This is a genomic window from Thalassospira sp. GO-4, assembly GCF_023588965.1.
In the GTDB taxonomy this organism is placed as follows: domain Bacteria; phylum Pseudomonadota; class Alphaproteobacteria; order Rhodospirillales; family Thalassospiraceae; genus Thalassospira; species Thalassospira povalilytica.
In genome coordinates this window covers 965892-987027 of sequence record NZ_CP097807.1, presented here as the reverse complement: position 1 = coordinate 987027, position 21136 = coordinate 965892, and the positions used below count along the sequence as shown (strand labels likewise).

20 protein-coding genes are annotated in these 21136 nt (G+C 54.6%); 16 read left to right on the top strand and 4 right to left on the bottom strand.

Annotated elements, in window-relative coordinates:
* Positions 1–41: 41 nt before the first annotated feature.
* The 12 genes from tpiA to M9H61_RS04700 all read left to right on the top strand — a co-directional run bounded on the left by tpiA (position 42) and on the right by M9H61_RS04700 (position 13541).
* On the top strand, positions 42–797 hold the full coding sequence (gene tpiA, locus M9H61_RS04755) for a triose-phosphate isomerase (RefSeq protein ID WP_250283679.1): 756 nt from the start codon (positions 42–44) through the stop codon (positions 795–797).
* A gap of 97 nt (positions 798–894) precedes the next feature.
* A complete protein-coding gene (gene secG, locus M9H61_RS04750; protein ID WP_068518958.1) occupies positions 895–1230 on the top strand; it encodes a preprotein translocase subunit SecG in 336 nt (111 codons plus the stop codon).
* 125 nt (positions 1231–1355) lie between these two features.
* Positions 1356–2984: a CTP synthase gene (locus M9H61_RS04745; RefSeq protein WP_068518959.1), complete on the top strand. Its 1629-nt coding sequence runs from the start codon at positions 1356–1358 to the stop codon at positions 2982–2984.
* 78 nt (positions 2985–3062) lie between these two features.
* A complete protein-coding gene (gene kdsA / locus M9H61_RS04740) occupies positions 3063–3920 on the top strand; it encodes a 3-deoxy-8-phosphooctulonate synthase (protein ID WP_250283677.1) in 858 nt (285 codons plus the stop codon).
* A 103-nt stretch (positions 3921–4023) separates the two neighbouring features.
* On the top strand, positions 4024–5295 hold the full coding sequence (gene eno, locus M9H61_RS04735) for a phosphopyruvate hydratase (protein ID WP_068518961.1): 1272 nt from the start codon (positions 4024–4026) through the stop codon (positions 5293–5295).
* A gap of 342 nt (positions 5296–5637) precedes the next feature.
* Positions 5638–5991 (top strand): septum formation initiator family protein, encoded by a 354-nt coding sequence (locus M9H61_RS04730; RefSeq protein ID WP_068518962.1) that lies wholly within the window; start codon positions 5638–5640, stop codon positions 5989–5991.
* A gap of 553 nt (positions 5992–6544) precedes the next feature.
* The gene (gene pdhA, locus M9H61_RS04725; protein WP_068518963.1) at positions 6545–7555 is read left to right on the top strand and encodes a pyruvate dehydrogenase (acetyl-transferring) E1 component subunit alpha; all 1011 of its coding nucleotides are present in this window, start codon (positions 6545–6547) and stop codon (positions 7553–7555) included.
* 53 nt (positions 7556–7608) lie between these two features.
* Positions 7609–9051, top strand: a complete 1443-nt coding sequence (locus tag M9H61_RS04720; RefSeq protein WP_250283675.1) for a pyruvate dehydrogenase complex E1 component subunit beta — start codon at positions 7609–7611, stop codon at positions 9049–9051.
* A 63-nt stretch (positions 9052–9114) separates the two neighbouring features.
* Complete coding sequence (locus tag M9H61_RS04715; RefSeq protein ID WP_250283673.1) at positions 9115–10434, top strand: pyruvate dehydrogenase complex dihydrolipoamide acetyltransferase; 1320 nt, start codon at positions 9115–9117, stop codon at positions 10432–10434.
* Positions 10435–10529: 95 nt separating this feature from the next.
* Positions 10530–11927 (top strand): dihydrolipoyl dehydrogenase, encoded by a 1398-nt coding sequence (gene lpdA, locus M9H61_RS04710; protein ID WP_068518966.1) that lies wholly within the window; start codon positions 10530–10532, stop codon positions 11925–11927.
* Positions 11928–12045: 118 nt separating this feature from the next.
* Positions 12046–13044, top strand: coding sequence for a lipoyl synthase (lipA, locus tag M9H61_RS04705; RefSeq protein ID WP_068518967.1), 999 nt, complete (start codon positions 12046–12048; stop codon positions 13042–13044).
* Between the two features lie 38 nt (positions 13045–13082).
* Positions 13083–13541, top strand: a complete 459-nt coding sequence (locus M9H61_RS04700) for a type II toxin-antitoxin system RatA family toxin (protein WP_068518968.1) — start codon at positions 13083–13085, stop codon at positions 13539–13541.
* Between the two features lie 42 nt (positions 13542–13583).
* Here the strand turns inward: M9H61_RS04700 and M9H61_RS04695 are convergent, their stop codons facing one another.
* Positions 13584–14099 carry a CinA family protein gene (locus tag M9H61_RS04695; RefSeq protein WP_250283671.1) on the bottom strand — a complete coding sequence of 172 codons (516 nt, stop codon included), beginning with the start codon at positions 14097–14099 and terminating at the stop codon, positions 13584–13586.
* A gap of 3 nt (positions 14100–14102) precedes the next feature.
* On the bottom strand, positions 14103–14585 hold the full coding sequence (locus M9H61_RS04690) for a phosphatidylglycerophosphatase A (protein WP_250283669.1): 483 nt from the start codon (positions 14583–14585) through the stop codon (positions 14103–14105).
* A 242-nt stretch (positions 14586–14827) separates the two neighbouring features.
* Between M9H61_RS04690 and M9H61_RS04685 the strand changes: the two genes are divergently transcribed.
* Both M9H61_RS04685 and M9H61_RS04680 read left to right on the top strand, forming a co-directional pair.
* Positions 14828–16132 carry a M23 family metallopeptidase gene (locus tag M9H61_RS04685; protein ID WP_250283667.1) on the top strand — a complete coding sequence of 435 codons (1305 nt, stop codon included), beginning with the start codon at positions 14828–14830 and terminating at the stop codon, positions 16130–16132.
* On the top strand, positions 16095–16547 hold the full coding sequence (locus tag M9H61_RS04680) for a polymer-forming cytoskeletal protein (protein WP_068518973.1): 453 nt from the start codon (positions 16095–16097) through the stop codon (positions 16545–16547). The genes M9H61_RS04685 and M9H61_RS04680 overlap by 38 nt, the downstream gene beginning before the upstream one ends.
* A 149-nt stretch (positions 16548–16696) precedes the next feature.
* Here the strand turns inward: M9H61_RS04680 and M9H61_RS04675 are convergent, their stop codons facing one another.
* Together M9H61_RS04675 and M9H61_RS04670 are read right to left on the bottom strand one after the other, a co-directional pair.
* Positions 16697–17395, bottom strand: a complete 699-nt coding sequence (locus M9H61_RS04675) for a haloacid dehalogenase type II (RefSeq protein WP_250283665.1) — start codon at positions 17393–17395, stop codon at positions 16697–16699.
* A 79-nt stretch (positions 17396–17474) separates the two neighbouring features.
* Positions 17475–19508: a lytic transglycosylase domain-containing protein gene (locus M9H61_RS04670; RefSeq protein ID WP_250283663.1), complete on the bottom strand. Its 2034-nt coding sequence runs from the start codon at positions 19506–19508 to the stop codon at positions 17475–17477.
* Between the two features lie 207 nt (positions 19509–19715).
* Here M9H61_RS04670 and dapA point away from each other — a divergent pair, with 207 nt between their 5' ends.
* Together dapA and smpB are read left to right on the top strand one after the other, a co-directional pair.
* Positions 19716–20597, top strand: coding sequence for a 4-hydroxy-tetrahydrodipicolinate synthase (gene dapA, locus M9H61_RS04665; protein WP_068519201.1), 882 nt, complete (start codon positions 19716–19718; stop codon positions 20595–20597).
* A 17-nt stretch (positions 20598–20614) separates the two neighbouring features.
* Positions 20615–21091, top strand: a complete 477-nt coding sequence (gene smpB, locus M9H61_RS04660) for an SsrA-binding protein SmpB (protein ID WP_068518975.1) — start codon at positions 20615–20617, stop codon at positions 21089–21091.
* Positions 21092–21136: the final 45 nt, after the last annotated feature.

Here is a 21136-nt window from a genome sequence, read left to right as displayed (position 1 = left end):
AAGGAATTTATCTGAAATCGACCAGCACGAGGTAGCTTCCCATGACCCAACGCCGTCCCCTGATCGCCGGAAACTGGAAAATGAACTGTTTGCGTGCGGATGGTCTTGCGCTGGCATCCGGACTTGCTGCAAAGGCATCCGAAAAGGGAACTCTGGGCTGCGATATTCTTGTATGTCCGCCTGCGACACTGCTGTCTGATGTGGTTGGCGTCACCAAGGACAGTGCGGTTGGCGTTGGTGGCCAGGATTGCCACGCAGCCGTATCGGGTGCGCATACCGGTGACATTGCTGCACCCATGCTGGCCGATATCGGCGCTGGGTATGTTCTGGTCGGTCATTCGGAACGTCGTGCTGATCATGGTGAAAGTTCAACCGATATCCGCCGCAAGGCCATCGCGGCACATGATGCCGATCTGATTGCTGTGGTCTGTGTCGGTGAAACCGAACAGGAACGCGATCTTGGTGCGACACTGTCTGTTGTAAACGGGCAGGTGGCTGTTTCGGTCCCGGACGGGGCAACCGCAAAGAATACCGTGATCGCCTATGAGCCGGTCTGGGCAATCGGAACCGGACGTACCGCAAGTGTTGCCGAAGTCGCCGAAGTTCACACCGCGATACGGGCCGAGCTTGTCAAACGCTTTGCCGATGGGAACGAATTCCGGATTCTTTATGGTGGTTCGGTCAAACCGTCCAATGCGGCGGAATTGCTTGCCCTTGAAGATGTGGATGGCGCGCTTGTCGGCGGGGCGAGCCTCAAGCTTGAAGATTTTTGGAAAATTATTGAAACTTGCGCCTAGCCAACAGCCATAAAACGCGTTAAATACGCATCAAATTTATGCCCGATCCGGGCCAAATTGCGTTCGGATCGGAAGTTAGGACAAGAGTTTCGAGACCATGCAAACAGTCATTCTGGTAATCCACCTTCTTCTTGCGCTTGGCTTGATTGCCGTCATTCTCGTGCAGCGCAGCGAGGGCGGTGGGCTTGGTATCGGCGGTAACAGCGGCGGCGGAGGCGGTGGCTTCGGCGTGATGAGTTCACGCGGCGCTGCGAACCTGCTGACCCGTACCACTGCGATTCTGGCAGGTGCATTCATGATCACCAGCATCATTCTTGCACTGCAGTCCAACAGCCACACCAAGCCAGCTTCCATTCTGGAACAGGCACCGGCTTCGGCCCCGGCGGTTACTGAACCCGCCGAGGATACCGGGCCCGCGGCTCCGACCCGCTAAACAAATTAACCGACGACACGAGGCGGCAAACTTGCCGCCTCAATTTTTGATTGTTGTATTCCCCGGTTCGTGATGCACTAAACGGCATTGAACCGAGGCTTTGTGCTTTGAGATGAGGCAAAGAAATGACTCGTTATATCTTTATTACCGGTGGCGTTGTTTCTTCGCTGGGCAAGGGCCTGGCTTCCGCTGCTTTGGGTGCTTCGTTACAGGCACGCGGTTTTACAGTTCGTCTGCGCAAGCTTGATCCGTATATCAACGTTGATCCGGGCACCATGAGCCCGTACCAGCATGGCGAATGCTATGTGACCGAAGACGGTGCCGAGACCGACCTTGATCTTGGTCACTATGAACGTTTCACCGGCGTTTCTTCGCGCCGTTCCGACAACGTGACCACCGGGCGCATCTATTCGAACGTGATCGCCCGCGAACGCCGCGGTGACTATCTTGGCGGGACCGTCCAGGTCATTCCGCACATCACCGATGCGATCAAGGAATTCGTTCAGTCTGACGCGACCGAGGACTTTGTTCTTGTCGAAATCGGCGGCACGGTTGGCGATATTGAAAGTCTGCCATTCCTTGAAGCGATCCGTCAGATGGGCAACGATCTTGGTGATGGTCGCACGCTGTTCATGCATCTTACCCTGGTGCCCTATATCTCGACCGCTGGCGAGCTGAAAACCAAACCGACCCAGCATTCCGTCAAGGAACTGCAAAGTGTCGGTATTCAGCCTGATATTCTGCTGTGCCGTTGTGATCGTGAAATTCCGATCAATGAACGCCGCAAGATCGCGCGTTTCTGTAACGTCCGCGAAGCAGCAGTCATTCCGGCCTATGATGTCGATAACATATATCAGGTGCCGATCAGCTATCACCAGTACGGCCTTGATAGCGAAGTTCTGCATCACTTCGGTCTTCAGGCCCAGGACCCGGATCTGGCACCGTGGGAAAACATCTGCAACACCATCCGCAACCCTGAAGGTGAGGTCACCATCGGTATCGTTGGCAAATACATCCAGCTTCCCGATGCCTACAAATCTCTGACCGAAGCACTGACCCATGGCGGTATCGCCAACAAGGTCCGCGTCAATCTGGAATGGATTGCGTCTGACGAGCTGGAAAAAGAAGGCAACGTCAACGAAATCCTGTCCAAGCTTGATGCGATCATGGTTCCGGGCGGCTTTGGCGAACGTGGCGCAGAAGGCAAGATTGCCGCGGCACGTTATGCTCGTGAAAACAAGGTGCCGTATTTCGGTATCTGCTTTGGCATGCAGATGGCTGTTCTCGAAGCAGCCCGTAATCTTGCCGGTCTGAAAGATGCATCTTCGTCCGAATTCGGCCCGACCAAAACCCCGCTTGTTGGTCTGATGACCGAATGGGCAAAGGATGGCGGTTCGGTTGAACGTCGTACCGGCGAAGATGATCTTGGCGGCACCATGCGTCTGGGCAATTATGAATGCAAGCTGGTTGACGGCACCCGTGCACGCGACATCTATGGCAGTGAAACCGTTCTGGAACGTCACCGTCATCGCTATGAAGTTAACGTAAACTTCATGTCGCAGCTTGAGGAAAAAGGTCTTAAATTCTCTGGCCTGTCGCCGGATGGTCGTTTGCCGGAAATCGTTGAATACCCGGATCATCCGTGGTTCATCGGTGTTCAGTTCCACCCGGAACTGCGTTCGCGTCCGCTCGATCCGCATCCGCTGTTCGTGTCTTATATCAAGGCCGCCAAAGAGCGCAGCCGTCTGGTATAATTGGCACGCAGTCTGATTGCGCGAATGGCCGCGTGCTGTATGCGTGAATGGCCGAATGCTTGAATGAAAGTCATCGCAATGACCGAAATTAAAACTGTCAAAGTCGGCAATATCGAAATCGCCAATGACAAGCCCTTTGCCGTTCTGGCCGGGCCGTGCGCGATCGAAAGCCGTCAACATGCACTCGAAATGTCCGCAGCCCTTAAGGAACTGTCCGAAGGGCTCGGCATCGGTCTGGTTTACAAAAGCTCGTTTGACAAGGCGAACCGCACCAGCACCACATCCAAGCGCGGTGTTGGTCTGTCCGAAGGTCTCGATATCCTGGCAGAAGTCAAATCGGTCACCGGTCTTCCGATCGTGACGGATGTGCATTTGCCTGACCAGTGTGCGGCGGTTGCCGAAGTTGCCGATATTCTTCAGATCCCGGCATTCCTGTGCCGTCAGGCGGATCTGTTGCAGGCGGCGGGCAAAACCGGTCGTGCGGTCAATGTCAAAAAGGGCCAGTTCCTGGCACCCTGGGACATGGCCAATGTGGCCAACAATCTTGCCGCGACCGGCAATGACAATATTATGCTCTGTGACCGTGGAACCAGCTTTGGCTATAACACGCTTGTCACGGACTTCCGCGGACTTCCCACCATGGCCCGTCAGGGCTATCCAGTTGTTTTCGATGCAACCCATTCGGTTCAGCAGCCAGGCGGGCAGGGCACGTCGTCCGGCGGCCAGCGTGAATTCGCGCCGGTTCTGGCCCGCGCAGCCGTTTCGGTTGGTATCGCAGCACTGTTTATCGAAACCCACGATAATCCGGCAACGGCCATTTCGGATGGCCCGAACCAAATCCCGTTGAACAAATTACCCGAAGTTCTTTCGGTCCTGATGGACCTGGACAAAGTGGCAAAAGCCAATCCGGTTCGTCTGGATATGTTTGACGCATGATTTTCAAATGCCGCCAATCGTCATTGGCGGCATTCTTTTTTGCTGTAACCTGCATGCCTGACAAAAAGGCATGGTTCCTACCAGTGAGGAGAACGTTTCTGTCATGACCGCTATTATCGATATTCGCGGCCGCGAAATCCTTGACAGCCGTGGTAACCCGACGGTCGAAGTTGATGTAACTCTGGAAAATGGCGCCTTTGGTCGTGCAGCCGTTCCGTCGGGTGCATCCACCGGTGCCCACGAGGCTGTTGAACTTCGCGACAAGGAAGACCGTTATCTTGGCAAAGGCGTGACCAAGGCTGTTGCCTCGGTCAATGGTGAGATTTTCGAAGCGCTTGTCGGCATGGATGCCGAAGACCAGGTTGCTGTCGACAATGTCATGATCGAACTCGACGGCACGGATAACAAGTCCCGTCTGGGTGCGAATGCCATTCTTGGCGTTTCACTTGCGACTGCCAAAGCCGCCGCAGAAGACGCAGGCCTTCCGCTTTACCGTTATGTCGGCGGTGCCTTTGCCCGGACGCTTCCGGTCCCGATGATGAACATCATCAACGGTGGCGAGCACGCGGACAACCCGATCGACGTTCAGGAATTCATGATCATGCCGGTATCGGCAGAGACCGGTTCTGACGCGATCCGCATGGGTGCGGAAATCTTTCACAACCTGAAAAAGGCGCTGTCGGCAGATGGTCTGAACACCAACGTTGGTGACGAGGGCGGCTTTGCCCCGAACATCGCATCGACCGAAGCTGCCATCAGCTATGTCATGAAATCGATCGAAGCTGCGGGCTACCGTCCGGAAGAAGACGTCGTTCTGGCCCTTGATGCGGCATCGACCGAATTCTACAAAGACGGCAAATATGTTCTGGCGGGCGAGGGCAAGACCCTTGATTCCAGCGGCATGGTCAAATACTGGGCCGACCTTGTTGGCAAATACCCGATCTTCTCGATCGAAGACGGTATGGCCGAAGACGACTGGGATGGCTGGGCTGAGCTGACGGCCGCCATTGGCGCCAAGACCCAGCTTGTCGGTGATGACCTGTTTGTCACCAACCCGAAACGTCTTGCTGATGGCATCAAAAAAGGCGTGGCCAACTCGATCCTGGTCAAGGTGAACCAGATCGGTACGCTTTCTGAAACGCTGGAAGCTGTCGAAATGGCTCATCGTGCCGGTTACACCGCGGTCATGTCACACCGTTCGGGCGAAACCGAAGATTCGACCATTGCTGATCTTGCTGTTGCGACCAACTGTGGTCAGATCAAAACCGGTTCGCTGTCGCGTTCTGACCGTATGGCAAAATACAACCAGCTGATCCGCATCGAAGAGATGCTTGATGCCGGCGCCTACTATCCGGGTCGTTCGATCCTGAAATAACCGGAACGGGTGATTTCACATCACCGGATTTCTGCGGGATGCACCATATGCTGGTGCATCCTGTTTTTTGTTTCGATGGCGTTTTGCGGGCTGACTGACAGTGGAAAACAGTAAATCAGAACTATCTGATTGACCGTAAATTGCGGTGCTTGAGGGTGCCGTTTAACGCTATTTTTACCAATGTCTGTGTTACTTGGTGCGTAATGTTGGCTGATCTATGACTTTGTTCTATGGCAAGTTGCTGAAGACAAAGGGAAATGACGTATGTTGTTTTCTTGTTTTGGTTTCAAAATGGTCAGTGATGCGGTCAAAGTCGCGTTTCCGCGCAAGGGGCAAGGGTAAATGTCGTCACACTCACCGGTTTTTCGTCGTCTGCAACAGGCAGTCGCGCCGGTCATCGCATTTACAGTCATGGCATATTTCATCTTTCACAGTGTGGAAGGTGAACGTGGTCTGCTGACCTACTGGTCGATGCAGGACCGGGTGACCGAAATTGCCAAGGTGCTTGATGAAACGACCGAGCGCCGCAAAAAGCTTGAACAGCATGTCATTTCCTTGCGCGCCAATCATCTTGATCCCGATCTTCTCGATGAACGCGCACGTGCGATGCTGAATGCTGCACATCCCGATGACGTCATCATCTTTCATCATGACGGTTATCAGGACATGACCACCATCGCTGCCCACACCAACTGATCTGTTCCCGAACGGCTGATCGCATCCGCCCAGAGAATCCGGGGGCGTGGTATCCCGTGTCTGGGCGGGGCAATTGGCCGTTGCGGCGCGCTGTCACATCAAAAATCAAAGAAATTCCTGGTTGTGAAATCTGGTCAGCAATGATCGTTTGCCGGTAAGGTATTGTTTAAACTGACTTCTGGTTTATAGTCGGAAAACGGGCCGGATCGGTTGATTGCATTGATAATGAATGCATTCTTTGGGTTGTTTTCGATCTAGAACGGCTATGCGGTATTATCGTCATAAAAGCATAGCATTTGTGACACAGGGGAATGAACGAAATTTAACGCATTCGCCCAAGTCGCTGAAAATACTCAATCTCTGTATATTTGCCAAAATGCGCAAATTAACTTAAATCGAGTTTATTTGTGATTGTGCGTTGCAAAACAACAGTTTATTCGGCGTTTGATTGCTTGCCCTTGGAGGTCGTTTTAGGTAGTCATTTCGGTGGTCCAGTACCGAATTAAGCGCTCATACATGATGCTTAAGCGATAGCCATCCACCGGGAGGAAACATGGCGACCACGAAACGCAAACGCGCCACTACGCGCGCCGACAACCAGGCGAGCAGTGACGATCTCCTCAAATATTACCGTGAAATGCTGCTGATCCGCCGCTTTGAAGAAAAAGCCGGTCAGTTGTATGGCATGGGTCTTATTGGTGGCTTCTGTCACCTGTATATCGGGCAGGAAGCCGTTGTTGTCGGCATGCAGTCTGCCATCACGGGTGATGATGGTGTGATCACCAGTTACCGTGATCACGGCCACATGCTGGCTTGCGGCATGGATGCCGGTGGGGTTATGGCCGAACTGACGGGCCGCGAAGGCGGTTATTCCCGCGGTAAAGGCGGCTCCATGCACATGTTCTCCAAAGAAAAGAACTTCTATGGCGGCCACGGGATCGTCGGTGGCCAGGTGCCGCTGGGGACCGGTATTGCCTTCAATTACAAATATCGCGGTGAAGACCGTGTTTGCCTGACTTATCTTGGTGACGGTGCCGTCAACCAGGGTCAGGTCTATGAAGCCTTCAACATGGCCGCTCTCTGGCAGCTTCCGGTGGTTTATTGCATCGAGAACAACCAGTACGCCATGGGCACCTCGACCCAGCGTCACTCGTCCAGTCCGGATCTTTATCAGCGCGGTATGGCCTATGGCATTCCGGGCGAACAGGTCGATGGCATGGACGTTCTCGCGGTCAAGGAAGCCGGTGAACGTGCCGTTGCACACTGCCGCGAAGGCAAAGGCCCTTATATCCTTGAGCTGAAAACATACCGCTATCGCGGTCACTCGATGTCGGACCCGGCGAAATATCGCACCAAGGACGAACTCGACAAGATGCGCAAGGAACACGACCCGATCGATATGGTCAAAAAGCTGCTGATCGATGGCAACATCATCGACGAAGCTGGCCTTAAGGATATCGACAAGGAAGTGAAAGCCGAAGTCGCAAAAGCGGCCGAGTTCGCGCAGAACAGCCCGGAACCGGATGTTTCTGAACTGTTCACCGATATTCTGATCGACGCGTGATCGCGACTTTCGCGAACCGCTTTTGACCGATTTTTCCCGGGAGAGAGGGAACAATGCCGATTGAAGTTTTGATGCCGGCCCTGTCGCCGACCATGACCGAAGGCACGCTTGCCAAATGGAACGTCAAGGAAGGCGACACGATCGCATCCGGTGACGTCATCGCAGAAATCGAAACCGACAAAGCAACGATGGAAGTCGAAGCTGTCGATGAAGGTACTGTGGGCAAGATCGTCATCGCCGAAGGTACTGAAAATGTCGCAGTGAATGCTGTTATCGCCTATATCCTCGAAGAAGGCGAAGACGCATCCGCGCTTGATAACGTTTCTGCATCGTCTGGCGGCGCTGCACCGGCTGCCGAAGAAAAACCGGCTGCACCGGCCGAAGAACCAGCACCGTCTGCAAGTACGGCAAGTGCCGCACCGGTTGCGGCCAGTGGCGCAATCGAACGTTCGGATGCCGAGCCGCGCGCCATGAGCGTGATGAACGCGACCCAGGACGAAAAGACCTATACCAGCTTTAAAACCCAGACCGTGCGTGAAGCCCTGCGTGATGCAATGGCCGAAGAAATGCGTGGTGACGAAAACGTCTTCGTCATGGGTGAAGAAGTCGCACAGTATCAGGGTGCCTACAAAGTCACCCAGGGGCTGCTTGATGAATTTGGTGATCGCCGTGTTGTCGATACCCCTATTACCGAAATCGGTTTTACCGGTATGGCAACGGGTGCGGCATTCATGGGCCTCAAGCCGATTGTTGAATTCATGACATTCAACTTCGCGATGCAGGCCATTGACCACATCATCAACTCTGCGGCGAAGACGCTTTACATGTCCGGTGGCCAGCTTGGTTGCCCGATTGTCTTCCGCGGTCCGAACGGTGCTGCTGCCCGTGTTGGCGCACAGCATTCGCAGTGCTATGCATCCTGGTATGCACATTGCCCGGGTCTCAAGGTGATTGCACCGTGGTCGGCAGCTGACGCAAAAGGCCTTCTTAAGGCCGCGATCCGTGATCCGAACCCGATCGTCTTCCTTGAAAACGAAATCATGTATGGTCAGAGCTTCGAAGTTCCTGACGATGACGATTTCGTTCTGCCGATCGGCCAGGCCAAAATCGAACGCGAAGGGACCGATGTTACCATCGTTGCTTTCTCGATCATGGTTGGCAAGGCGCTCAAAGCGGCTGAACAGCTGGCAGAGCAGGGCATCTCGGCCGAGGTCATCAACCTGCGTACCATTCGTCCGCTCGATGTGAACACCATCATTCGCTCGGTAATGAAGACCAACCGTCTTGTTACCTGTGAAGAAGGCTGGCACTTCGCCGGTATCGGTTCGGAAATCGCATCTGTGGTCATGGAACATGCCTTTGACTATCTCGATGCACCGGTTGCCCGCGTGACCGGCGAAGATGTTCCGATGCCGTATGCTGCAAATCTCGAAGCGCTTGCGCTTCCGCAAGAGCAGCACATCGTCGATGCGGCCAAGGCCGTTTGCTATCGCTAAGTGATACGGACAGGGGCAGGCGCCGTCCAATGTGCGCCGCCCCGTTACCGGGAGAATGTGTTCATGCCTGTAAAAGTATTGATGCCGGCCCTGTCGCCGACCATGACCGAAGGCACCTTGGCAACATGGCGCGTCAAGGAAGGTGACACCGTTGAATCGGGCGATGTCATCGCAGAAATCGAAACCGACAAAGCCACGATGGAAGTCGAAGCCGTCGACGAAGGCAAGATCGGTAAAATCCTTGTTGCCGAAGGCAGCGAAGGTGTTGCTGTAAACGAAGTCATCGCGCTTCTGCTTGAAGAAGACGAAGACGAAAGCGCGCTTGATGGTGCCGATACGTCTGCTGCGGGTGCTGCCCCGGCGGCCGAAGCCCCGTCCGAACCCGCATCTTCGTCGGCACCGGCCCAGTCAGATGCACCGGCAAAAGCCAGCCCGGCCCCGGCTGCGCCGGTTTCGGGTGGTGATCGGATCAAGGCAAGCCCGCTTGCGCGTCGCATTGCCGCCAATGACGGTGTTGATCTTGCATCGGTGACCGGTTCTGGCCCGCGTGGCCGTATCGTCAAACGCGATGTCGAAGCCGCCAAATCGGCAAAACCGACAGCAGAATCCGCATCCGCCGAAAAAGCAGCACCCTCTGCACCGGCTGCGGCAGCCGCACCGGCCGCTTCGGGCTGGAACCCGGATCTTACCGGTCTGCCGGAATACGAGGAAATCCCGAACAGCGGCATGCGCAAAACCATCGCGCGTCGCCTGACGGAATCCAAACAGCAGGTTCCGCATTTCTACCTTACGGTCGATTGCGAACTCGACAATCTGTTGGCAACCCGCAAGCAGCTGAATGAAAAAGCCGGTGACGGCGTCAAGATTTCGGTCAATGACTTTGTCATTCGTGCGGTGTCGCTGGCGCTTAAGAAAGTCCCGGCTGCCAACTCCATCTGGACCGACAAGGCGACCCTTCAGTGCAAGAAACAGGATATCTCGGTGGCGGTTGCCATTGATGGTGGTCTGATCACGCCGGTTGTCCGTGATGCCGGTTCCAAAGGTCTTGCCGAAATCTCGTCCGAGATGAAAGCACTGGCTGGTAAGGCCCGTGATGGCAAGCTGATGCCCGAAGATTACCAGGGCGGGACATTCTCTGTCTCCAACCTCGGCATGTTTGGCATCAAGGAATTCTCTGCCATCATCAACCCGCCGCAGGGCTGCATTCTGGCCGTCGGTGCCGGTGAACAGCGCCCGGTCGTCAAGGATGGCGCACTTGCCATCGCGACCGTCATGAGCTGCACGCTTTCTGTTGACCACCGTGCGGTCGATGGTGCGGTCGGTGCCCAGTTCATGGCCGAATTCAAAAAGCTGATTGAAGACCCGCTGAGCATGCTGCTCTAACGGTCCAAAGTTGCGCGGGGACTTTCGAAAGTCCCCGCAAGCATTTGAATTTTAAGACCTGTGACCGGATACGGGCAGGCGAAGGAGATCCTACGATGGCGGATAGCAATTTCGACGTAATCGTGATTGGTGCAGGTCCGGGTGGTTATGTAACCGCAATCCGTTCTGCCCAGCTTGGCCTGAAAACGGCCGTTGTTGAACGTGAACATCTTGGTGGCATTTGCCTGAACTGGGGCTGTATCCCGACCAAGGCGCTGCTGCGTTCGGCCGAAGTTTATCGCAACATGAAACACGCCAAGGAATATGGCCTGTCCTGCGAAAAACCGTCCTTTGATCTTGATGCGGTCATTCAGCGTTCGCGCGGCGTGTCCAAGCAGCTTGCTGGTGGCGTTGGTCATCTTCTGAAAAAGAACAAGGTCACCGTGATCAACGGCGAAGCCAAGTTTGACGGTCCGAAAAAGATCGTTGTAACGGGCAAGGATGCCGGCACCTATACCGCGAAAAATTACATCATCGCGACCGGTGCACGCGCCCGTTCGCTGCCCGGTCTTGAAGCCGATGGCAAAGTTGTTTGGGATTACAAAAAGGCGATGACGCCTGACAAAATGCCCAAAAGCCTTGTTGTTGTCGGTTCTGGCGCGATTGGGATCGAATTTGCCAGCTTCTATCACACCATGGGTGCGGATGTGACCGTGGTTGAAATCATGCCGCAGATCATGCCGGTCGAGGACAAGGAAGTCGCAGCCCTTGCACAGAAGATGATGACCAAGGACGGGATGAAAATCCTGACCGAAGCAAAGGTCGCCAATCTCAAGCGCAATGCAGACAATGTTGTTGTGACGGTCGAAACCAAAGACGGCAAGAAACAGGAACTCACCGTTGATCGTGTGATTTCGGCTGTTGGTGTGATCGGCAATACCGAAAATCTTGGTCTTGAAACCACCAAGGTCAAAGTTGATCGCAACGTCATTGGCACCGATGAATATTCCCGCACAGCCGAACCGGGCATCTTTGCCATCGGTGACGTTGCAGGCCCGCCGATGCTTGCCCACAAGGCCGAGCATGAAGGCGTGATCTGTGTTGAAAAAATCGCGGGCGTTAAAAACGTCCATCCGATTGATCCGCTCAAGATCCCGGGATGCACCTATTGCCACCCGCAGGTCGCAAGTGTCGGTCTGACCGAAGCCAAGGCCAAGGACGCGGGTTACGACGTCAAGGTCGGTAAATTCCCGTTCATCGGCAATGGCAAGGCGGTCGCATTGGGCGAGGCCGAAGGTCTGGTCAAAACCGTGTTTGATGCCAAGACCGGCGAATTGCTTGGTGCGCACATGGTTGGCGCCGAAGTGACCGAACTGATCCAGGGCTTTGTCGTTGCGATGGGCCTTGAAACGACCGAAGAAGATCTGATGCATACGGTCTTCCCGCATCCGACCCTTTCGGAAATGATGCATGAGTCGGTCCTTGACGCTTACGGGCGTGCGATCCACTTCTAAAATATTGCGTTTTACCGGGCGCACATGCCCGGTATGACCATTTTTGACGAATGTCGGTTTGACAAATGCGTGACGTGGCGGCAAATTGCCGCCCGTCCAATCCTTCGGAGGTAACTCTATGTCGACGGCGCGCAACGAAGCAAAAGCACTTCGTCACCCGGAAAAACAAAAACGGCCTGATCGTCCTTCCGGACGCAAGCCGTCCTGGATTCGCGTCAAGGCGCCAACCTCCAAGGGCTATCAGGAAACCCGCGAACTCGCGCGTGGCCTGAACCTTCATACGGTTTGCGAAGAAGCCGCTTGCCCGAATATCGGGGAATGCTGGCAGAAGAAGCACGCATCCTTCATGATCATGGGCGATACCTGCACGCGTGCATGTTCGTTCTGTAACGTGAAGACCGGCATGCCAAACGCGCTTGACCCGTTCGAGCCGGAAAACCTTGCAATGGCCGTTGCCGACATGCAGCTCAAGCATGTTGTGATCACCTCGGTTGACCGTGATGATCTTGCCGATGGCGGGGCGGCCCATTTTGCCCGCGTGATCGAAGCCATCCGCTACAAGTCGCCGGAAACCACCATTGAAATTCTGACGCCGGATTTCCGTGACAAGCCAGGTGCCGTTGAAATCGTCGCCAAGGCCCGTCCGGACGTGTTCAACCACAATCTTGAAACGGTTCCGCGTCTTTACACCAACATCCGTCCGGGCGCGCGTTATTACCAGTCGCTGCGTATCCTTGATCGCGTCAAGCAGATTGACCCGACCATCTTCACCAAATCCGGCCTGATGGTTGGCCTTGGCGAGGAACGCAAGGAACTGGCACAGGTGATGGATGACTTGCGTGTGGCGGATGTCGATTTCCTTACCATCGGTCAGTATCTTCAGCCGACGTTGAAACACGAACCGGTGCATCGCTTTGTCACGCCAGACGAGTTTGACGAATATGCGTCGATGGCACGTGGCAAGGGCTTCCTGATGGTGTCGGCAACGCCGCTGACCCGTTCGAGCTATCACGCTGATCGTGACTTCGAACAGCTGCGTGAAGCCCGCGAGAAAAAACTCGCCGCCGCAGAAGAAGCAAAAGCCAAGGCAGCACGTGCAGAAGTCGCTGCCCAGTAAACCTGAAACGATACGCGCGACGACAAGGGGAGATACGAGTGCCGACGCATGCAGAGCGCAGGAAACTGCCCTATACGCCGGAACAGCTCTTTGAACTCGTCGCGGATATCGATTCCTATTCCGAGTTTTTGCCGTGGTGCGTTGCATCACGGGTGCGCAAGCGTGATGGCGATGTCTTGCAGGCCGATCTTGTAATCGGCTTCAAGATGTTTCGGGAAAAATACACGTCCAAAGTCACCCTTCAACGCCCCCATCGCGTCGATGTCGAATATCTTCAGGGGCCGTTCAAATACCTCAATAACCATTGGGTATTCGAAGAGGACGAAGATGGTGGGACCTGGCTTGATTTCTTTGTCGATTTTGAATTCCGCTCGGCATTGCTGCAAAAGATGATCGGTGTCGTCTTTAACGAAGCAGTCAAGCTGATGGTTGGCGCATTCGAAAATCGCGCCCGCGAAGTCTATGGGGATCCGAACACCGGTTCTTCGCAAAGCTGATAATGCGATAAGGCGTGCTTTAACAGGGCCGGGCAGGGTGCTTTAACCGCCCAGGCCCTTTTTCTGATCAATCATCTCGGCGATCAGGGCAAATGCCTTAAGAACCGTGGCCTTGCGAACAGCGTGGCGGTCACCGGCAAAAACTTCGTGATAGGCAACCGTCTGGCGTGCTGTGCCCGCACAGCCAAAATGAACCAGCCCGACCGGCTTGGTTGCCGTTCCGCCGCCCGGGCCGGCAATGCCGGTTACTGAAACAGCAATGCTGGCATTGGGCGCACGGTCAAGTGCGCCTTCGCACATGGCGCGTGCAACCGGTTCGGAAACTGCGCCATGTTTTTCAAGTAACGCTGTTTTTACGCCAATCAGTTCATGTTTGGCTTCGTTGGAATAGGTCACGAACCCGCAATCGACAACGGACGAGCTGCCATCCACCCCGGTCAGCGCCCCGGTAATCAAACCACCGGTACAGGATTCGGCCGTGGCAATCATTTCGCCATTTGCAGCGCATTTCGCAATCAACGCGCTTGCTGCTGCAAGAATGTCCTCATCGATTTGCATAACTCATCCACCCGTCAGGTAAACCACGCCCGCCAGAACGATCATGGCAAAGATACCGGCCAGAACATCGTCAAGCATGATGCCGAAACCGCCACCGACCCGACGGTCGACCCAGCGGATCGGCCAGGGCTTGGCCACATCGAATGCACGGAACGCCACAAAGGCCACAAGAAGCCACACAATGTCCATCCAGTCGGCTGCCAATGGCACGACAAGCAGGCACATCCACTGACCAACGACTTCGTCAATTACAATTTCACCGGCATCATGAATGCCAAGCAAGTGACTGTATTGATGGGCAACCCAGATACCGATCGCAAAAATAATGATGCTGGCGATAATCAGCGCCTCATTGCCGCCGTAAATCCAGATCATCCAACCAAAGGGTAGGGCGGCAAACGATCCGGCTGTTCCCGGTGCCTTGGGGCTTTTGCCGCTATAGAACCAGGTTGCCAAACATGTGACCAGAAAACGGGAAAAAGCCATGGATCAGATACGTATGAGCTGTGAAAGATGGCCATAGGTAACACACCAAAGTGCCCGCACGGTGAAATTTTTACCCTTAAGGGTGTGTTAACACACTTGCCTGCGTGCAAAGTTACAGGTAGCGTAAAGAAAAAGATTAATAAGTCGCAGGCGGGGTCAAAGAAACTCTACGCAACCGGGATACCCGGGCGTGAATACGGGCAACTAGGGGTTAGACACTGAATATGTCGGCGTTTCAAGGCATGCGTCGCTTGGTGGATAAATGGTTTCCTGACCGGCAAATTCTTGTTCGGTCCAATGATTCTGTTTACCAGCTTCGTCTTGGAAAATATGGACAGCTTGCGCTGGCTTCGTTCGGAGCCGCGGCCATTATCTGGTCGGTGGGTGTAACTGGTTATAGTTGGTACCTCGATCAGCGTCTTGCAACGCGTGAGGAACAGCTTTTCCGCAGCGAGCTTTCCTATAATCGTCTGATTGCGCGTGTGACCGAAAGTCAAAGACGTTTCGGCGAAATCACCGCACAGATGGAAGATACCCATCGCAATTTGCTGTCGATGGCTGAAAAGAACCTGCAGCTTCAGGCGCGGGTACAGGATTACACTTCCAAACTCGCCAGCAGCGAGAAGGAAAAAGTCCGGATTTCGGCCCTTCGCACATCGATGGATAACCAGATGAACGCGCTTCAGGGGCAGATTGACGGGATTACCAACCGTAACCTTGCGCTGCGCGATGAACTCGAAACCGTTGAAACCGTCATGTCGCGTGTGATGCGTGAACGTGATCAGGCCCTGCAACGGTCCAAAAAACTTCAAAGTGAACTCAGCGATGCGCGCCAACGCATTGCCGATTTGCACACGGTCCAGCAACAGGCCATGCAGCGTGTCGCCGAAACGGCCGACAACACGATCCTTGAGCTGGAAAACGTTCTGGAAATGACCGGTTTGCAGCCGGAAACCTTTATTCTTCCGCCGATGAAACCCCAGGAGCCGGGGGTCGGTGGTCCGTTCGTGGCGTTCGAACCTGAACATCCCAAGGACGAGGAATTTGTAAATGTGGCGATGGCGCTCAGTGATCGTATGGATCAACTCGCCAACCTGCATGACAGACTGAAAAAGACGCCAATCGGGGAACCTGCCGCGTCTTATTATCTTTCGAGCTCGTTCGGTAAACGAAAAGACCCGATCAATGGTCGCTGGGCTTTTCATTCCGGTGTTGATCTTGCCGGGCCGATCAGAACACCAATTCTGGCAACTGCACCGGGTAAGGTGGTGCATGCAGGATGGAGTGGAAAATACGGGAAGATGGTCGAACTCGATCACGGGAACGGCATTAGAACCCGTTATGGACACTTATTTAAGGTCCTCGTCAAGAAGGGCGACGAAGTGCGTTACCAGGATCAAATAGCGTTAATGGGAAGTACCGGACGAAGCACGGGCAGCCATGTACACTACGAGGTTTTGGTCCATGACAAGCCGGTCAATCCCCTAAAGTTTATTGAGGCGGGACGTTATGTTTTCAAAAACGAGCAAGACGACACAAACAACTAAAAGCGGCAACCCGGTTGCAGAAAAAAAGGGTGGCCTTTCCATTATCAATGCGGATCTCCGGGTTACCGGTGATCTGATCTCGGAATCGGATGTTCAGGTCGACGGTTCTGTGAATGGTGACATTCGCACCCGTACCCTTACCATCGGTCAGCATGGCGAAGTGCGCGGCGAAATTGTCGCTGACAAGATCCGGATTTGCGGGGCCGTTATCGGCCAGGTCCGTGCACGCGATGTTTCGCTGTCTGAAACCGCACGTATGATTGGTGATATTCTTCACGAAAGCCTTTCAATCGAACCGGGCGCCCATATCGAAGGGCATTGCCGTCGTATTGAAGGTGTGTCTGAAGAAGGCGGTCTTACCGTCATTCAGGCCGGCCAGGTCGTTGCGGCCAACGTGAAAAAAGAACACAAATAATCATCAAAAAGATGGTGCTGATGGTGCCGCGATGACGGGTCCGGTTGTCGCAAAGCCACACAGATACGCAAAAAGGCAGGTCTGATTGGACCTGCCTTTTTCAATTGTGTATGCAAAACTTGCCCGGTTACCGGGCCGCATCACATGATTTATGCCTTTTCCGGGCTGGACAGCAGCGGCAACAATTCATCAAGACCACTCAGAACCACGTCCGCCTCGTGCGACAGTCGTTCTTTGGGTTGCTTGCTTCTGTTGATCCACGCGGTGCGGAAACCGAAATGCCCGGCCCCGGCGATATCCCAGCCATTTGACGACTGGAACGAAATTTCGGCCGGCTCCAGTTCAAGTTTGTCTGCGGCCAGCTGGTAAACATCGGGATGGGGTTTATAGGTCTTCAGGTCGTCAACACAGATGATCTGGTCAAACAGCGACAGAATTCCTGACGATTTGGCAGCTGAAATCAGCATATGTTTTGCGCCATTTGACAGAATGGCAAGCTTATGTCCCTGCGCCTTGAGGGTGTTGAGCGTTTCGACCACCTCGGGAAAGGTATCAAGCGACAGGTATGTTTCCATCAGTTTGGCGCGCAGAACCGGATCTTTCTTGCCGGTCTGGTCCATCGCGTAATCAAGCGCATCGCCTGTCACGGTCCAGAAATCGGCAAAATCCCCCATCAGGGATCGAAGCCAGGTATATTCAAGTTGTTTCTGACGCCATAAAGCGGAAAGGCGGTCTGCCTCGTCACCGACGGCATCGCGCAGTTTCGCAACCGCCGAACCGACATCAAACAACGTTCCATATGCATCGAAAACAAATGCGCGGCAGGAAGACAGTACATTCTCGGACATATTGCTGACCTTTTCTGACAAGCAGTATTGATCAAATATGGGCAATCAGGCCAAAAGCGCAAATGAAGCCCCGGGCAGGTCAATCCCGCCCGGGTGTCTCATTCTGACCCATTGCAATCTCATCGCGGGCAAAACGCCGACGATAGACATAGGTTCCCTCCATTACGCGCTGTACGTAATTGCGGGTTTCGCTATAGGGAATCATTTCGATCCAGTCGACCAGATCAACCTCCGGATCACGGGGATCACCATATTCGTTGATCCATTGGCGGACACGGGTCGGACCGGCGTTGTAGCTGGCAATCGTAAGGGCCTCTGCGCCATCCCAACGATCAAGAAGCCTGCTGAGATAGGCGCGTCCCAATGTGATGTTGAAGGACGGGTCATCGGTCAACCGGTCGGTTTCATAATCGAGGTCAAGTGACTTTGCCATGCGTTTGGCCGTGGCCGGCATCAGTTGCATCAAACCGCGGGCACCTGCGGATGACACGGCCTGCGGGTTGAACAGGCTTTCCTGACGCATGATGGCATGAACCAGTGCCGGATCGGGCGCATGGCCAAGCGGCACCTGTTCATGGATCGGGTAGGCGGCATCAAGATAACCGCTGCCGGTGCGAATGCTGCGCTTGGCGGCAATGATGCCAAGGTCGGCACGGCCATATTCGCGGGCAAGGTCGGTCGCCATAGCAAGGTATTCCGGCTCGTCATGTTCATAGACCAGCGCCATGATGAATGGCCGGATAATGTTGCCAAGCCCGATGGCGCCAAGCTTGCGCACGACCTGAACAAGTTCCTGATTTTCAAATGCGGCGCGCTGTTCCGCCGTCGGCACCGGCTGTTCAACCGAATAGGACGGTTTCAGGCCAAGCGCATCAATGGCAAGCTGCCCATAGAATGTGTGCGCATGCTGGGCGGCGAGTTCATACCATTCCTTGGCCCGTTTTTCATCGCCAAGGGCTGCATTGGCGCGACCGGCCCAATAGGCCCCGCGCGACAGGCTGATCGGGTATTGGACAACGTCATACAGATTTTGGAAATGGGTCAGTGCAATGTCGGCATCGCCCAGAAATTCCAGCGCGATCCAGCCCGCATACCATTCGGCTTCCGCAATATCGCCCGGATCGGTTTGCCCGTGATTGGCAACCAGACGATAGGCGTCGGTGATATGGCCCTTTTGCAAGGCACGCCGCGCCAGAATGGCCTTTTCAAGCCACCAGTATTGCGGGCGGATCGAGATATAGGCAAGGTCGTTTGCCTGCGACAAAAGCAAATCACGGGCTTCCTGATCGCGGTCCTTGACCCGGCGCCAGCGCACGCGTTCATAAATCAGACCCGGATCATTCTGATATTTCTTCGGGACCCGGTTGATGGCCGCATCGACACCGCCGGTCATTGCGCGCAGGGCTGCGCGGGCTTCTGCCAGCAGGCGATAGTCATTGCTGACATATTTCATTGTGCGTGACGCGGTAGTCAGGCGACCTTCCCACAACAGACGGTCAAGACGCTGCTGATGGGTTTCCTGATCGATATATTTGCCATATCGGTCCAGAAATCTTTTTTCCTGCCCGCGCCCGAAATTCTCGTTGATCCAGCTGGTCCGGACAAGGGCAATGGCCGCCGATTCCTGACCCGCGCCCAAAAGCGCCTTGATCTGGCGGGTTGCACCATCGGCCGTAACCGGGGCAGACCGTTTGAACCATGCCAGAATTTCATCATCGGGCACGGCGTCATTCATTGCCTCTTCGGCACGCTGACGCAACAGGGCCTGACTTGGCCAGGTCGGGTGGGTGTCGATAAAATTGGTAAGTTCTTCAAAGCTGCGGCCGGAATTCGGCGACGTCAGCAACATCCATTCGGCTGCCTTTTGCAGCAACGGATCGTCGAAATTGGGCAGAAGCTTTTCAAAGCTTTCGGTACGACCATCTTCGACGGCATCAAGGAATGCGTTCAAACGCGCGCGACTGACAGCCGAATAGGTCGGCGAGGGCGGCTGCATCAGAAGAATGCTATCTTCGTTTGCTGCGGCCTGTGCCAGATGACCTGTTGGCATCAATATCGAAAAGCCCAGTGCCAATGCGCAGACTGAAACTCTGCGGAAAGACGCTTGCGCCATGTAATTGTCCCCTTTGCCTGACGGCAGCGAATGCACTCTAGACCGGCGCATTATGACAGTGAAATACGGAAAAGCCAAACAGTCCTGAAGGGAAATTGCAACCCCGATTACAGTTCCTTTCGATTAATGTATACAGTGCTTGCGGGATTGGCGAACAGCCGCTATTTTCGCGACCGCTTTCAATATATCCAATGTTTGGAGATCTCCATGTTTAAGGGTTCAATCACAGCTTTGATCACACCGTTCACGCAAGATGGTGCGATTGATGAAAAGGCGTTCCAGTCTTTTGTGGATTGGCAGCTTAAACAGGGCACGACAGGTGTGGTGCCTGTCGGAACCACTGGTGAATCCCCGACGCTGAGCCACGCTGAACATCATCGTGTTGTTGAACTGGCACTCGAAGTTGCCAAGGGCCGTGGCCCGGTAATTGCCGGAACCGGTTCCAACTCGACCGCAGAAGCCGTTTCGCTGACGCGCCATGCGCAGAATGCCGGTGCGGATGCCGCACTTGTTGTAACGCCTTATTATAACAAGCCGACCCAAAAGGGCCTGTATGCACATTACAAGGCCGTTCATGATGCAACCGATATCCCGATTGTCATCTATAACATTCCGGGTCGCTCGATTGTTGATATGAGCGTCGCGACCATGGCCGAACTGGCAAAACTGCCGCGTATCGTTGGTGTCAAGGATGCGACCAGCGATCTGGAACGTCCGGCACTGACCCGTCTGGCGGCCGGTGCTGATTTCTGCCAGCTGTCGGGCGAAGACGGCACCATCGTTCCGTTCCTGGCGCAGGGTGGGCATGGCTGTATTTCGGTAACGTCGAACATTGCGCCGAAGCTGTGTGCAGAATTGCATGCGGCCTGGGCTGCCGGGAACATTGCCAAGGTTCAGGAGTTGAACTACCGTCTGATGCCGGTTCACAAGGCAATGTTCTGCGAAGCAAGCCCGGGACCGGTCAAATACGCGGCTGAATTGCTTGGCCTTTGTGGCAGCCACATGCGCCTGCCGATGGTCGAGATCGCCGATGAATCCAAACGCAAGGTCGAAGCCGCGCTTAAGGGTGCCGGACTGCTCGGCCACTAAGCGATAATTAGCGTCTTATGGCACCGAAGAAAGAAACAGATAACAATAAGGTCGTTGCGCAAAACCGACGCGCGCGCTTTGATTATTTCCTGACGGAAACATTCGAAGCCGGGATCGTTTTGCGCGGGACCGAGGTCAAATCGCTCCGCGATGGCAAGGGCAATATTCAGGAATCCTATGCCGAAGCCAAGAATGACGAAGTCTGGCTGATCAACGCATATATTCCCGAATACCAAAGCAAGATGCCGTTCGGTCACGAAGAACGCCGTCCGCGCAAATTGCTGTTGCACAAACGCGAAATCGCCAAAATGCATGATGCCTTGAACAAAAAGGGTTTTACCCTTGTTCCGGTCAAATTGTATTTCAATGAACGCGGGATCGCGAAGCTGGAACTCGCCATTGCCGAAGGCAAGAAAAAGGCCGACAAACGCGAAGCGGTCAAGGAACGTGACTGGCAACGTGACAAGGCGCGTATTATGCGCGACTTCGGCTAATTGCAGAACAAGGCCCGGGTTATCGCGCGGAAGTGAATTGCCTTT

Coding starts and splice junctions, on each gene's coding strand:
- tpiA (WP_250283679.1), top strand. CDS start 42: ATGACCCAACGCCGTCCCCTGATCGCCGGAAACTGGAAAATGAACTGT.
- secG (WP_068518958.1), top strand. CDS start 895: ATGCAAACAGTCATTCTGGTAATCCACCTTCTTCTTGCGCTTGGCTTG.
- M9H61_RS04745 (WP_068518959.1), top strand. CDS start 1,356: ATGACTCGTTATATCTTTATTACCGGTGGCGTTGTTTCTTCGCTGGGC.
- kdsA (WP_250283677.1), top strand. CDS start 3,063: ATGACCGAAATTAAAACTGTCAAAGTCGGCAATATCGAAATCGCCAAT.
- eno (WP_068518961.1), top strand. CDS start 4,024: ATGACCGCTATTATCGATATTCGCGGCCGCGAAATCCTTGACAGCCGT.
- M9H61_RS04730 (WP_068518962.1), top strand. CDS start 5,638: ATGTCGTCACACTCACCGGTTTTTCGTCGTCTGCAACAGGCAGTCGCG.
- pdhA (WP_068518963.1), top strand. CDS start 6,545: ATGGCGACCACGAAACGCAAACGCGCCACTACGCGCGCCGACAACCAG.
- M9H61_RS04720 (WP_250283675.1), top strand. CDS start 7,609: ATGCCGATTGAAGTTTTGATGCCGGCCCTGTCGCCGACCATGACCGAA.
- M9H61_RS04715 (WP_250283673.1), top strand. CDS start 9,115: ATGCCTGTAAAAGTATTGATGCCGGCCCTGTCGCCGACCATGACCGAA.
- lpdA (WP_068518966.1), top strand. CDS start 10,530: ATGGCGGATAGCAATTTCGACGTAATCGTGATTGGTGCAGGTCCGGGT.
- lipA (WP_068518967.1), top strand. CDS start 12,046: ATGTCGACGGCGCGCAACGAAGCAAAAGCACTTCGTCACCCGGAAAAA.
- M9H61_RS04695 (WP_250283671.1), bottom strand. CDS start 14,099: ATGCAAATCGATGAGGACATTCTTGCAGCAGCAAGCGCGTTGATTGCG.
- M9H61_RS04690 (WP_250283669.1), bottom strand. CDS start 14,585: ATGGCTTTTTCCCGTTTTCTGGTCACATGTTTGGCAACCTGGTTCTAT.
- M9H61_RS04685 (WP_250283667.1), top strand. CDS start 14,828: ATGCGTCGCTTGGTGGATAAATGGTTTCCTGACCGGCAAATTCTTGTT.
- M9H61_RS04680 (WP_068518973.1), top strand. CDS start 16,095: ATGTTTTCAAAAACGAGCAAGACGACACAAACAACTAAAAGCGGCAAC.
- M9H61_RS04675 (WP_250283665.1), bottom strand. CDS start 17,395: ATGTCCGAGAATGTACTGTCTTCCTGCCGCGCATTTGTTTTCGATGCA.
- M9H61_RS04670 (WP_250283663.1), bottom strand. CDS start 19,508: ATGGCGCAAGCGTCTTTCCGCAGAGTTTCAGTCTGCGCATTGGCACTG.
- dapA (WP_068519201.1), top strand. CDS start 19,716: ATGTTTAAGGGTTCAATCACAGCTTTGATCACACCGTTCACGCAAGAT.
- smpB (WP_068518975.1), top strand. CDS start 20,615: ATGGCACCGAAGAAAGAAACAGATAACAATAAGGTCGTTGCGCAAAAC.